The organism is Vibrio sp. 10N.261.51.A4 (genome assembly GCF_041471945.1).
In the GTDB taxonomy this organism is placed as follows: domain Bacteria; phylum Pseudomonadota; class Gammaproteobacteria; order Enterobacterales; family Vibrionaceae; genus Vibrio; species Vibrio crassostreae_C.
The window spans coordinates 1-13,772 of the sequence record NZ_JBFRPJ010000115.1 but is presented as its reverse complement, the minus strand read 5'-3'; the positions used below and the strand labels follow the sequence as shown (position 1 = coordinate 13,772).

The window sequence follows — 13,772 nt, the reverse complement described above, 5'->3', positions numbered from 1 at the left end:
TTAGATATCAATTAGTTCGATTGATGCAAACCGTTCCAAACTATATCGCGGTAGCGTGCTTGGTTCGTGTCGCCTTCTGTACTAAAGACCATGATGGTTGCATCTCGGTTTAAACCTAGCTGATCACGTACTGCTTGGTCTGCACCTTCACGACAAAGTTGGTACAACAGACCTAACGTAATTGCACCTGACTCACCACTGACAATTTGGCTATCGCCGTGTAATGGGTTTCCTAAAACTCTCATACCATTCGCTGAAACACTGTCTTCAACCGATACAAAATGGTTGCTGCAATCGCGGAGTACTGGCCAAGTCACGGGATTTGGCTCACCGCAAGCAAGACCTGCCATAATCGAATTCAATTCACCCGATACATTGACCATTTCGCCTTTCACACCTGAGCGGAAGATACAGTCTGCTGCAGCTGGCTCAGCAATAATGGTTTCGAAAGTGCCCGCACCTAGCTTATCAACTAAGTAGCCCAATACACCGCCAGCCATTGCGCCAACACCTGCTTGTAAAAAGACGTGAGTGGGTGACCCAAACTCTGATGCCTGAACTTGTTCAACGGCTTCATCTGCCATTGTCATGTAGCCTTGTGAAATCCATGTTGGGATTTCTTCATAGCCGTCCCAAGCGGTGTCTTGAACAAGCATCCAACCATTGTCTTGCGCAGTTTGGTTCGCCATACGTACCGTGTCGTCATAGTTAACTTCTGTCACGATACACTCGGCACCTAGGCCTTGGATACGGTTTACACTCGCTTGAGATGAGCCTTTTGGCATATAAACTACGGCTTTTTGTCCCATTTCACGAGCTGCCCACGCTACGCCCGTACCGTGGTTACCCGCAGTCGCTGTAGTAAATACCAATGGTTTATCTAATTTTGAAGCCACCGTTTTAAGGTTGATCTCAGAGATATCAATACCTAGGTGTTTAGCTAATTGACGACCAAGTGCGTAAGAGCCACCCAGCACTTTAAAGGCATTTAAACCAAAGCGTTTTGATTCGTCTTTCACCAAGATGGCTTTGACGCCCAATTGTTTTGCCAAGTGAGGAAGAGAGACAAGTGGTGTAGGTTGGTAACCTTCGATCTGGCGGTGAAACTCACGCGCTTGTTGGGCTTGAGAAGCGGTGAATAGTTCGCAGACTTGACCAGTATAGAATGAATTTTTTGATAGTTTTAACATAGGACACACTTAGATACAGACAGATGAATTAAAGGTCATTAAGCGATGGTCAATGACCTTGTTTAGTCGTTCATAGCGACAGGTAGTATTGCGAAAAATGCTACGCGATTACTTGATGTAAGCGATCGCTTCCACTTCAACTAATGCGTCTTTTGGTAGACGAGCCGCTTCAACACAAGAGCGTGCTGGTGCATTCTCAGTCCCGAATACTTCTGTGTATACCTCGTTAAATGCGACGAAGTTTTCCATATCAGATAGGAAACATGTGGTCTTAATAACAGTGTCCAGTGAACCACCGCTTTGCTCTAGTACAGCTTTCAAATTTTCTAGTGACATACGAGCTTGCTCTTTAATGCCACCTTCAACAAACGCCATTGTTTTTGCATCAAGAGGCAGCTGACCAGAAGTGAAAATAAGGTCTTTGAATGCCATGCCTTGAGAGTATGGGCCGATTGCTGCAGGTGCTAGATCTGTATGGATTTTTGTTTTCATTTCATTTCTCTTTATAGGATTTTTAAGCTCTAAACTCGCGGATATATTTATAGATAGCGTGGCGAGTTATACCAAGACGTTCAGATACGAATGCTGTCGCCTCTTTCAATTCGAAAATACCATTCTCAAGCAATAGCTTGGTAATGGCTTTGTTTCGACCTTTCAAGTTGACTGACTCATCGTTGTCGACTTCAAAAATAGCGTGCTCAAGTGCTTGCTCAATCACTTCTGTTGTTGAAGCTCCAAAGTTCTCATGCACACCCACAGGGGCATGAGCAATGTCCGGCATTAAAGTTTTTATGATCTCAGGAAACGGGTGAGACAAATTCATGTTGATACAGAATAGTCCAATCGGTTTGCCATTTTCTCCAGCTAGCACACAGGTCGTAGATTTAAGCAGTGACCCATCTTTGCTGGTGGTGAAGTAACTCTTTGGCGTGACCTCACCAGTGCTCTCAAACACACTCAGCATTTTCAGCCCTAGATCGGTGATAGGTGACCCTACTTCTCGACCTGTGTGATGACCGTTCACGATCTTCACCACTGATTTTTCAAAGCTCTCGAATGAGTGAATCACTACCTCACAATGCGGACCAATAAAGTCGGCAATAGTTTCGGCTAAGCGAAAGTTCAGTGCGAGATGCTCTCTGTCATTGTCGGTGAATTCTACGTTAAACGATTTATATGCTGATGCGTTCATTTTAGACCACTGTTGTTAACTTTAATTGCCTTTCATTATCTTTGGTTACTCGATGGATTTCAAGTTGCCAATTAACTTTATGTAACTATAAAACTATACACTCGCTCCTTGCACAAGCCTAAAGTTACAAATAAGTACCTAAAATTGATCAAAATCAACAAAAATTCTGGTTTTAGATGCGTTTGGGTCACTATAGTTAACTGTGAGATTGTGGTCACATTATTTAACTAAAATGTCAGTAAGATGCTCATCGTAACGTAAACAAAATTGAACTATAGGGTCGGTTCGTAATTGCTGACCCACAATAATAATTAGAGGCCCCAATGACTAACTACCTAAACCGAGGCTTTGAACAAGCTGAGTTTGAAAACAGAACATCACGCGCTCAAAAAGTTATGCATGAGATGAAGCTAGACGCGATGATTTTTACTACGGAACCAAACGTTCGCTATTTTACTGGTTTTCACACTCAGTTTTGGCACAGCCCAACTAGACCATGGTTCGTTGTTATCCCAGCAGAAGGTAAACCTATTGCTATTGTTCCTGAGATTGGTGCTAGCGGTATGGCAGGAACATGGGTTGAGAACATCATTACTTGGCCTTCACCAAGGCCAGAAGATGACGGCATTAGCTTGGTTGCAAGCACGTTGAACTCTTTACCTTGTCGTCACGGCAGAGTTGGCGCGACATTAGGGATTGAGTCTCACTTGCGTATGCCAGTAAATAACTACCTCAAATTAACCACCATGGTTAAGAAAGATTTTGTTGATGTGTCATTAGCGATGCATGAGCTTCGTCAGATTAAATCACAAGCTGAAATAGAAAAAACTCGCGAAATCTGTCGTATTACCAATGTGGGCTTTAGCAAAATTCCTGGGTATGCAAAAGCCGGCATGACCGAGCGTGAAATCTGTAAACAGTTCCGTATCGATATGTTGTTAGAAGGTGCAGATGAATGTCCTTACATCATCGCAGGCTCAGGACCTGATGGTTATGACAGCATCATCATGGGTCCTACCGATCGCGTTATTGAACCGGGAGATGTGTTGATCATCGATACGGGTGCTGTACGCGATGGTTACTTCTCTGATTTCGACCGTAACTGGGCATTTGGTCATGCGAGTGAGCAAACCAAAGCGGCATACCGCGCTACTTACGAAGCGACCACGAAAGGCTTCGAGGCAGCGAAACCGGGCGCAACCACGACTGACATCTACAACGCGATGTGGGGAGTACTAGAAGCTAATGGTGCATTGGGTAACGACGTTGGTCGTCTAGGTCATGGATTAGGTATGGAACTGACAGAGCGTCCGTCTAACACCGCTACCGACAACACAGTACTTAAGCCTGGCATGGTGATGACGCTAGAACCGGGCATGGTTTACGCACCGGGTAAGTCGATGGTTCACGAAGAGAACATCGTGATTACTGAAGACGGCGCTGAATGGTTGAGCGAACGAGCTGAACCAGAACTGATCATTATTTAGCTAAAAATTTAGCACCGTACAAATTTAACACCCTACAAAAGCTGACTCTGGATTCTGGAGTCAGCACATAAAAACTATAAAAATACGAGTTTCTCATGCAAACAATAGAACAGTTTCGACAATTTGAAATCCCATTACAGCACGTTCAGGCTCCAAGGATTGGTCGAGTTCATATCGGTTTAGTGCAACTAAGTACTGACCACTCTTTAGAGATGGACTGGGCAAAATTACTGGGCACACAAGCAGGAGTGTTTAGCTCCCGTGTTTATTACAGCAGCGAAATGACTCCAGAAGCGCTCGACCAAATTGCGGTTGGTATCAGCGAAGCATCCGATCTAATAGCGACGGGTTTACCCATGGATGTCATGGCGTTTGGTTGCACTTCAGCTTCTATCATTATCGGTGAAGAAAAAGTCGCTAACCTTCTTACACAAAATCGCGGTGATATTCCCGCAACCAACCCATGGACAGCTGCTCAAGCCGCATTTAAGCACTTGGGTGCAAAGAAAGTTGCCGTGTTTTCCCCCTACCCAACAGAAGTGAATTTCCCTCTTTATCAACAACTGACTGCCGCTGGCTTTGAAGTCCCTGTTTTAGGTTCACTTGGCATTGAGAAAGACACTGACATCACGACGGTTTCAAAGGAATCGATGATGGAAGCGTTGAGCAAAATGTTGCCGGGCTCTGGTGCCGATGTGGTGTTTATGTCTTGCACCAACCTTCGTGTTCTTGACCACATTCAAGAGATTGAAGATCGATTTGGTATCCCAGTCGTGTGCAGCAACTCTGCGATGTTCTGGCACTGCATGCACTTAGTCGGCAACAAAGCTCAATGTCCAGGTTACGGACAATTGCTAAATCAATAGCAACCAATGAATAAAGGAATTTTAAGATGAGTAATACAACTAAAGGTTGGTTAGCTGCCATTTTCATTGGCATGCTTTGGGGTATTCCGTGGATCGTAGGGACACCTATTTTAGAAGTAATGGACGCACAAGTCTTGGTATGGGTTCGCTATACCGTCGCTTTCATTACTCTGTTTGTGATTATCCAAGTCAGCAATGCGATGGGTAAACCACAGAAAAAAGTCGATTTTAAACTTAATTGGGCAAACCGACACGACATCTTCTGGGCGGCATGTTGCGGCATTATTGGTCAAGGTGCTTTCAGTTTTCTATCGTTCCTATCTCTTGATTACATTACCGCTTCAGAAAACGGCGTGATCCAAGGCCTTATCCCAATCATCATTTTGTGTGTCGGTTTCCTTCGCCACGGCGAGCGTTTTACACCACTACAAATCTTGGCAGCTGTTGGCGCCTTCGTTGGTGTCGCTATTTTGGTCATGGACCCTTCTGTTGAAGGCAGCGGATTTAACATTGGTCACTTGATCTGTCTGGGTAGTGCCGCGAGCTTCTCTACGATGGCTTACGCTCGTGCCAAGCTTGCTGAGAAATATGGTTCAGTAGCGACGATGTATCACCAGTTTGTTTTTGCGGCAATTGGCTTCGGTCTTTACCTACTGGTTGTCGGCGCCGATTTCTCTTCAGCTCTCGGTATTTTCAGTTCTCCACTTCGTATGGCTTGTATTGCAATTCTGGGTGTGGGTATTTCAGGTATCAGTTACCTAATCTACATCTATGCAATGGAACGAGTCGGCGTAGACGGAACGGGTATGGCACTTAACTTGATGCCTCTGTCTTCTTTTGTCCTGGCTGTGTTTGCTCTCGGTGAAGCGGTAACGCCAATGCGACTACTAGCGATTGCAGTTGTTATTGGCTCAATGATGTTGTTCATGAAGTTTGGTAAGGCGAAGAAAAAAGCGCCTCGGCTGAAAACGGCGACAGACGTTAACTAGCGAAAAACCACTAAATAAAATTATGAGTAACAAGGCGGTGTGCGCACCGCCGTTACCCAAAAAATTATGGAAGATAGACAGATGAACACAACAAACAGAGACACATTTTTAGGATGGACTGCTGCCATTGCTGTTGCCTGTATCTGGGGCGTAACTGGGGTGGTATCTAAGCCGCTCTCTATGGCTGTTGACCCGATGACATTGGTATTTTTCCGCTACGTTACTGCGGTAATTGGCCTTTCCATCATTTTCTTTTTTACATCACGTAGTAAAAGCTTGAGCGCTGACTTGGGTTCTTCATTAAAGATCGATACCAAAGATATTGGTCGCATTGCGCTTTGTGGCATCGTTGGACAAGGGGTGTTTTCATTGTTCAACTTCCTTTCTCTTTCTCACATTGGTGCGACTGAAAACGGTGTAATTCAAGGCATGCAGCCGTTCGCGACGGTTTTCTTTGGCATGATGTTTATGAACTTCCGTATGAACAAGATTCAGTGGGGTGCTTTCATTGCTTCTGCGGTTTGTATTTACGCAATGAGTGTTGGTCCGACAAACTCCATTGAAGGTGGTACGCCACTACTAGGTTACGTTTACGTGACGTGTTCAATGTTGGCGTTAGCGTGGACAGCCCACTTACGAGCTAGTTTAGCGGACAAATACGGTTCAGTTGTTTCGATGCTTTACCAATACATCTCAGTTGCAGTAATGGGCATCATCGTTGTATTGACCATGGGCTTAGACCTATCTCAGATTTACATTATCTTCTCTAGCCCGCTGTTAATTGCTTTGCTTATTTTCTTAGGTACGGGTATCTCTGGCGGTAGCTACTTGATTCAATTGTATTCTTTCAAGCGTATCGGTGTCGAAAAGGCAACGATGGCATTAAACCTCATGCCTTTGGTTGGCTACTTAGTGGCGGTTCTAACACTTGGCGAACAGATGGCAATGGGCAAAACCATCGTTGTTTCATTAATTGTGGTCGCACTTTACGTGTTCACGAAGTTTGAGACAAAGCAGGAAGAACAATCTTCAGAAAATTTAGCTTGCGATAAAAAAGCAACACCAGAAGCGAGCTAAGTGATGAAATCAGTGACTAAAGGTTGGATGGCAGCGATTGGCGTAGGGTTGTTATGGGGTTCAGAGGGCGCATTAGCTACCTTGCCATTACAAACCATTGATGCGCGATTGTTGGTGTGGCTACGCTACATGATGGCATTCTTTGTTTTATCTTTAGTCCTGATTTTCTCAGCAATGATCCACAAGAAAACTCAAAGCAAACCGAAGTTGGCGTTTAGTTGGGCTAATCGGAGCGATCTATTCAAGTTGTTGGTATGCGGTGTCGTTGGCCAAGGTTTGTTTAGCTTTCTTTCGTTTCTCTCGTTGGACTATATTTCACTGTCAGAAAATGGCGTTATTCAGGGACTTGTTCCCATTGCTATCTTGGCGATAGGTCAGCTTTTTTACGGTGCTCGATTTACTCGCATGCAAATCGTCTCTAGCGGAATTGCTTTAGTTGGCGTCAGCATGTTAGTGCTAGCTCCTCCGTTTACGTCTCAAGATAGAGGAGTAAACATCGGACACCTGATTTGTCTATTGAGTGTGCTGAGCTTTGCGTCGGTGACTCATTTGCGCGCTCAGCTTGCAGAAAAATACGGTGCAACTTGCACCATGCATTATCAATTTGGTTTTGCGGCGGTTGGATTTTTCATTTACTTACTGGTTTCAGGCCTTGATGTACCAAGCCTGTTACTGGTGATTCGCCCTTCTTGGTCGTTACTCTGCATTATCGTGCTAGGTGGCTTTGTATCAGGGCTGGGCTACATCGCATACATATACGGCATAGAGCGTGTTGGTGTTGAAGGCAGCAGTATGGCTTTAAACCTCATCCCTATGTCTGCATTTTTCATCGCTGTTTTGGTGTTTGGAGAACCCATCACACCTTTTAGGGCGCTGGCTGTTGGCTTGATTATTGTGGCAATGATGCTGTTTGCTGCATCCAACAAGTCCCGCGAGATGACATCTAAAACAGTTTTAACAAATTAATTTTAAGTATTTATTGGAGTTTCCATGACTAACATTGCCAACGTTACAGAATGGCGCCGCCATTTACATCAGTACCCAGAGTTCGGCACTGAAGAGTTCAAAACATCTGAATTCGTAGCGAACAAGCTCGAAGAGTTCGGCATTGAAGTTCACCGCGGTATTGGCGGAACAGGTGTGCTTGGAATTCTGAAAAATGGCACAAGCGATCGCTCGATTGGTCTACGTGCGGATATGGATGCGCTGCGCATTCATGAACAGAACACTTTTTGTCACGCTTCAAAACATGAAGGAGCGATGCACGCTTGTGGACATGATGGCCATACCGCGATGCTACTGGGTGCGGCGCAAGAGTTAGCAACCAGTAAGCAATTTGATGGCACTGTATACTTCATTTTCCAACCAGATGAAGAGCGAGGCACAGGAGCGAAAGCGATGATCGCTGATGGCCTGTTCACTCGTTGGAATATGGATGCGATTTACGCTATGCATAACTTACCGGGTATCCCAGAAGGTAAATTTGTGACTCGTCCAAGCTCGCTTATGGCAAGTGAAAGCAGTTTTGAGATTGTGATCAAAGCGACGGGCGGTCACGCGGCGATGCCACACATGGGAACCGACCCGATTGTTGTTGGATCTCAGGTGGTCACAGCACTGCAAACCATCGTTTCGCGTAATTTGAGCGCCATTGATGAGACGGCGGTTATCTCGGTGACTAATTTTGTTACCAATGGCACCGTGAATGTGATTCCTTCGCAAGTGACTATTTCTGGTGACACTCGCAGCTTTACCGATCAAGCATTGCATAAAATTGAGAAAGCGATTGAGCGTGTTGTCGCTGGCCAGTGCATGTCGGCAGGTGTTGATTATCAATACCACTTCAACAACAGCTTCTTATCAACGATTAACACGCCTGAAGAGACGGCTCATGCAGTGAAAGCAGCACAAGCCGTTGTTGGTGAAGATAATGTAAATGGAGCATGTGAACGCTTCACCATCAGTGAGGATTTCTCGTTCATGTTACGCGAAGTAAAAGGGTGTTATGTGCTAGTTGGGAATGGTGTTGGTGAATGTGGAGGCACTGCGCTTCATAATCCACACTACGATTTCAACGATAACATTTTGGAGCATGGTGTTGGGTTCTGGAAGACTTTGGTAGAACAACAATTGTCACAGTAAGTTGATGAAAAAAAGAGCGAGAGGCAAGCTTCTCGCTCTTTTTGTATGCGTTGTATTCTCAAATCCCGCTAACGCTTTGGGCTAGCGACTGATCTGCTTAATGATTTACTTGCTCAACAATCTCTCGCGTTAGGCGGGCAATCTCATCCCACTCTCCGTTTTCAACGAGCTTTTTGTCCACCATCCACGTACCACCGCAGGCTAATACTTGAGGCACGGCTAAGTAGCTATCGATGTTTGATGGCGTGATACCGCCTGTAGGCATGAGTCTAATGTTGCCATAGGGTCCGACTAACGACTTCACCATACTGATACCGCCAGAAGCTTCTGCTGGGAAGAACTTCAAGGTTGTTAAGCCCATCTCTAATGCCGCTTCAACTGTGCTTGGATTGTTCACACCCGGAATTATATCGATGCCGATCTCTTGGCATGCTTTAACTGTGTTTGGATTGAACCCCGGTGAAACCACAAACGTTGCGCCCGCTTCTTTTGCTGCAAGTGCTTGCTCACGGTTCAAGATGGTGCTCGCGCCGATCAGCATTTGTGGCTGTGCTTGGCGAAGCAGTCGGATAGCTTCAACAGCGGCGTCTGAACGGAACGTAATCTCAGCAGCTGGAAGCCCATTCTCAGCCAATACTTTTCCTAGAGGAATAATATCCTCTGCGTTATCAATGGCGATAACAGGGATAACTTTAAGTGCTTTTAGCTGTTCGTTAATTGTAGACATGGGTTTACTTCTTAATATCAGTTTGAAAGAGTGTCGGTGATGGATTTTGGGATGATTGCGCCATGATGTTGAATCACCAATCTGGCTAATGCATTACCTTGGTGGCAGGCTTCTTCAATAGAACCTCCAGCGAGATAGCAAGACAAGAAACCACCGTTAAAAGAGTCGCCAGCTGAGGTGCTATCAACCACAGTCTCAACAGGTGTCGTTGTGATTTTTACTGGCACATCTTCGAGGTTTTCACTGATCAAGCAGCCTTCAGCACCAAGCTTTACAACAACGGTTTTGACACCGAGTGCATGCAGTCTTTTTATGGTGTCTTGCGGCGTTTGATCGCTCCACAACAGTTGTTCATCATCGAACGTGACTAGGGCTATATCGGTCGTTTTATAGCCCAATAGATAGCACTCTTTAGTTGCGGCCTCTGAGCTCCACAACTTTGGTCGATAGTTACTATCAAAGGCGACGGTAACGCCACGTTTACGCAGGCCTTCGATGACAGTGAGCAACTTTAGCTGATCGTTGTGTGGCAGTATCGCGAGGGAAATGCCACTCAGAAACACCATATCAACATCACGAAGTTGGTTGGCTATCTTATCGAAATCGGGGTGCTGTACCATGTAGCGAGCCGCCGAATCGTTGCGCCAGTATAGGAAGGTGCGCTCACCAACATCGTCGAGTTGAATGAGATAGAGCCCGGGTGAACGCTGCTCGTCAATAAGCACGAATTCGGTTGATAGTCCTTCATCTTGCCATCGGTTAAGCATCTCTTGGCTGATAGCGTCAGAGCCAAGCGCCGAGACATAGCTTGTTCGTATCGCTGGATTCGCAGTGTTATTGCAGTTCATGGGGTTGCTAACCGCAGCGCTGCGGTTCAAGTAGATTGCCGCGTTTAATGTGTCTCCACCATAGCTTTGATGCATGTCGCCAAATGGAGCCCCATTCAGTTCAATCATGCACTCACCGATGATTGCGATGTGGGTCATAATATAGCCTTAGAAAGGAAAGGTTGGGTTTGTTCGTATTGAGGAAAGCATGACCATAATGAGATATGGTCATGCTTTTTCGATTCTAATCTTACGGGAGTGAGACTAGCCGATTACTTGTTGTCTAGTTTTACGAACAATAGCGTTAGAACATAAGACAGTGCGAACACACCAACAACACCCATTAGTGCCTGAATGAAGTTTTGCGTACCGCCTGCAAGGTAAGCTGGCAAGCTGAATACAGAAGAAAGAATGTAGCTTGTTAAGTGCGTATCGATTGTTACCGAGATAGCACCGAACACACCTGCAGCCAAACTCGCGGTCATCATCGCTTTGGTGTATTTCGTGAGGACACCAAATAGAGCCGGCTCCGTGATGCCTAAGATAGCGGTAACACTTGAGCCCATCGTAATTGAAGATTGCTCTTTAGAAACCGTTTTACGTTGCTTGTGCCAGATAGCCATGGTTGCCCCCGCAATTGCCATGTTACCTAAACACATGATAGGCATCAGTAGATCCTTACCATACAGTGCAAAGTTGTTCAGGCTGATCGGCGTCATGCTGTGGTGGATACCAAATACGATGGTAATCGGGCGAGTTAGACCAAACACAAAGCCGGTTAACGTCGGAGAGATTTCCAGTAGTGAGCTCATCACCCAACCTGCGCCATTACTTAGCCAGATACCAGCAGGGCCAACAAATGATAGCGTGATGGTCGAAGTTACCGTAAAGGCAAGCAGTGGTGTAAATACAGGCTTCGCAGAAGAAGGAACTAGGCGGTCAACTAACGGAGTCACTTTAGACAATAACCAGATTGCTAGAATCGCGGGAACAATCGCGCCGCCGTAGTTGAGCAGCTCAATAGGAACCACGCCAAGAACGGTCAGCTCCGGAGCAGCGCCTGCGTCTTTTAGCATTGTTGCTTTATCAACAAGCAGAGGCGCTAGCATTGCTGAAGAGACAGCAAGCGCAATGTATTCGTTTACTTTGAATACCTTAGCAGCAGAGAAAGAAACCAGCATAGGTAAGAAGAAGAACACAGCAACAGAGATCGAGCGGAAGAAATAAACTGTGTCTGAGGTTTCAGAGATAACATTGGTTGCAATAAGACCAGACAACAGGCCCATCAACATACCCGCGCCAGCGATTGCGGGTACAACCGGACCAAAGATGCCTGCGACAATACGCATCACGCCTTGGAACAGCTTGCCTTTCTCTAGTTCATCAGCCGGATTAGCGTCAGCTTGTTGAGTGTTTGATAGCGCGTTGAACCACTTCTCGACCTCAACACCGATGATGACTTGAGTTTGGCCTTGTTGAAGTACCACACCTTTCACATCTGCGATCTGCTTGATTGCTTCTTCGTCTACCAGCGACTCGTCTGCTAATTTGAATCTCAGCCTTGTCATACAGTGCGTGATACTCACGATATTGTCTTCACCACCAAGTGCAGTGATTAATAACTGTATATTTTCTTTGAAATTTTTCTTCTTCGATGATGACTTCGAGTTATTAATAACGGCATCACTTTTTTCTACCATTTGCATACTACACCTGTTATTGGAATATATTTAACTCGAGCAATCATAACGACAACCAATTTAAATCCAACGGAGTAAAAAGAGATCTCAATCACACTTAAAATCCGAAAAATTATTTTTTCACCGTTTTTGGCCAATTGGTATGTTTTGGTTATCAAAAAAAATCACTTAACGTACCAATTATTTTTACGCAAAATTAGCGCTTGAAATGTGGTTTTTAAAGCGGTTAGATAATAGGAGTTGACTTAAGTTTAGGTTATTTAATTGTGAAAGAAACTATTATATCTGATATCCATTGTATTATTACTAAACCAGACAGACACAACCTCATTACCGTGGTAGTTGAAACGAATGAAGGCGTGACAGGGTTTGGTTGTGCGACATTCCAACAAAGACCGCTTGCTGTAAAAACAATGGTCGATGAATATTTAAAACCTATTCTTATTGGTAAAAACGCCAATAATATTGAAGACTTATGGCAAATGATGATGGTCAACGCTTATTGGCGAAATGGCCCTGTTATCAATAATGCAATTTCCGGTGTTGATATGGCACTGTGGGATATTAAAGCCAAATTGGCGGGTATGCCGTTACACCAGTTATTTGGTGGTAAGTCTCGTGATGCTATTCCTGTATACACACACGCGACGAGCGACACGATGGAAGGGATTTATGAGCTGGTGGAATCTTTCCTAGACAAAGGCTACAAGCACATTCGTTGTCAGCTTGGTTTCTATGGCGGCGTTCCAACGGATTTGCATACCACTCAAAACCCGACTGAAGGTTCGTACTACGACCAAGATCAGTACATGGACAATACTCTAACGATGTTTAAGTCGCTGAGAGAGAAATATGGTAACCAATTCCATATTCTTCATGATGTTCATGAGCGCCTATTCCCGAACCAAGCGATACAATTTGCGAAGGAAGTCGAGCAATATAAGCCGTATTTCATTGAAGATATTCTGCCGCCAAATCAAACGGAATGGTTGGATAATATTCGCAGCCAGAGCTCAGTTTCATTAGGTTTAGGGGAGTTATTTAATAACCCTGAAGAGTGGAAATCATTGATTGCTAACCGCCGCATTGATTTCATTCGTTGCCATGTTTCACAGATTGGTGGTATTACGCCTGCTCTGAAACTTGGTCACTTATGTCAGAATTTCGGTGTTCGTATTGCATGGCACTGCCCGCCAGATATGACGCCAATTGGTGCAGCGGTCAACACGCATTTGAACGTGCATTTACACAATGCCGCCATTCAAGAGCATGTCGAGTACAACGAGAATACGCACAAGGTATTCCCGAACGCTGCAGAGCCAATTAATGGCTACTTATACGCTTCTGAAATCGCAGGTATTGGTGTTGAAATCGACCAAGAGGTTGCCGCTGAGTTCCCTGTAATGTATCGCCCCCACGAGTGGACTCAAAGTCGCCTTCCTGATGGCGCGATTCATACCCCTTAACTCGTATTTTTAATATCAAATGGTCGCTATAAGCGGCCATTTTCTTATTTAATATACTTACCAGATATTACGTATTATCTGGTAAGTATATTTCTAGTATCATTAAATT

The 13,772-nt window shown here is 45.0% G+C and carries 13 protein-coding genes; 7 read left to right on the top strand and 6 right to left on the bottom strand.

All coding sequences use genetic code 11. The features are described from left to right. Positions 1–11: 11 nt before the first annotated feature. From dpaL to AB4384_RS22020, 3 genes are all read right to left on the bottom strand, one after another. Entirely contained in the window at positions 12–1,190 is a 1,179-nt protein-coding gene (gene dpaL / locus AB4384_RS22030; RefSeq protein WP_017068122.1) for a diaminopropionate ammonia-lyase, read from the bottom strand. Positions 1,191–1,298: 108 nt separating this feature from the next. Continuing rightward, positions 1,299–1,682: a RidA family protein gene (locus AB4384_RS22025; RefSeq protein ID WP_004732389.1), complete on the bottom strand. Its 384-nt coding sequence runs from the start codon at positions 1,680–1,682 to the stop codon at positions 1,299–1,301. A 22-nt stretch (positions 1,683–1,704) separates the two neighbouring features. Beyond that, complete coding sequence (locus tag AB4384_RS22020; RefSeq protein WP_017068123.1) at positions 1,705–2,382, bottom strand: transcriptional regulator; 678 nt, start codon at positions 2,380–2,382, stop codon at positions 1,705–1,707. A 323-nt stretch (positions 2,383–2,705) separates the two neighbouring features. Here AB4384_RS22020 and AB4384_RS22015 point away from each other — a divergent pair, with 323 nt between their 5' ends. The 6 genes from AB4384_RS22015 to AB4384_RS21990 all read left to right on the top strand — a co-directional run bounded on the left by AB4384_RS22015 (position 2,706) and on the right by AB4384_RS21990 (position 8,943). Beyond that, on the top strand, positions 2,706–3,869 hold the full coding sequence (locus AB4384_RS22015) for a M24 family metallopeptidase (RefSeq protein WP_372130124.1): 1,164 nt from the start codon (positions 2,706–2,708) through the stop codon (positions 3,867–3,869). Positions 3,870–3,964: 95 nt separating this feature from the next. Continuing rightward, positions 3,965–4,735, top strand: coding sequence for an aspartate/glutamate racemase family protein (locus tag AB4384_RS22010; RefSeq protein WP_017068125.1), 771 nt, complete (start codon positions 3,965–3,967; stop codon positions 4,733–4,735). A gap of 26 nt (positions 4,736–4,761) precedes the next feature. Then, a complete protein-coding gene (locus AB4384_RS22005) occupies positions 4,762–5,724 on the top strand; it encodes a DMT family transporter (RefSeq protein ID WP_372074850.1) in 963 nt (320 codons plus the stop codon). Between the two features lie 81 nt (positions 5,725–5,805). Further along, positions 5,806–6,801: a DMT family transporter gene (locus tag AB4384_RS22000; RefSeq protein ID WP_048662517.1), complete on the top strand. Its 996-nt coding sequence runs from the start codon at positions 5,806–5,808 to the stop codon at positions 6,799–6,801. A gap of 3 nt (positions 6,802–6,804) precedes the next feature. Continuing rightward, positions 6,805–7,767, top strand: a complete 963-nt coding sequence (locus AB4384_RS21995; RefSeq protein ID WP_065105879.1) for a DMT family transporter — start codon at positions 6,805–6,807, stop codon at positions 7,765–7,767. Positions 7,768–7,791: 24 nt separating this feature from the next. Further along, on the top strand, positions 7,792–8,943 hold the full coding sequence (locus AB4384_RS21990) for a M20 aminoacylase family protein (RefSeq protein ID WP_372074852.1): 1,152 nt from the start codon (positions 7,792–7,794) through the stop codon (positions 8,941–8,943). A gap of 97 nt (positions 8,944–9,040) precedes the next feature. Here the strand turns inward: AB4384_RS21990 and AB4384_RS21985 are convergent, their stop codons facing one another. The 3 genes from AB4384_RS21985 to AB4384_RS21975 form a co-directional block, all read right to left on the bottom strand. After that, entirely contained in the window at positions 9,041–9,670 is a 630-nt protein-coding gene (locus AB4384_RS21985) for a bifunctional 4-hydroxy-2-oxoglutarate aldolase/2-dehydro-3-deoxy-phosphogluconate aldolase (protein WP_372130123.1), read from the bottom strand. A 17-nt stretch (positions 9,671–9,687) separates the two neighbouring features. Continuing rightward, the gene (locus tag AB4384_RS21980; RefSeq protein ID WP_372130122.1) at positions 9,688–10,656 is read right to left on the bottom strand and encodes a sugar kinase; all 969 of its coding nucleotides are present in this window, start codon (positions 10,654–10,656) and stop codon (positions 9,688–9,690) included. A 113-nt stretch (positions 10,657–10,769) separates the two neighbouring features. Then, a complete protein-coding gene (locus AB4384_RS21975; protein WP_372130121.1) occupies positions 10,770–12,203 on the bottom strand; it encodes a PTS transporter subunit EIIC in 1,434 nt (477 codons plus the stop codon). Positions 12,204–12,463: 260 nt separating this feature from the next. On the opposite strand from AB4384_RS21975, the gene AB4384_RS21970 reads away from it, so the two are divergent. Beyond that, positions 12,464–13,663 (top strand): enolase C-terminal domain-like protein, encoded by a 1,200-nt coding sequence (locus AB4384_RS21970; RefSeq protein WP_017065858.1) that lies wholly within the window; start codon positions 12,464–12,466, stop codon positions 13,661–13,663. Positions 13,664–13,772 lie beyond the last annotated feature (109 nt).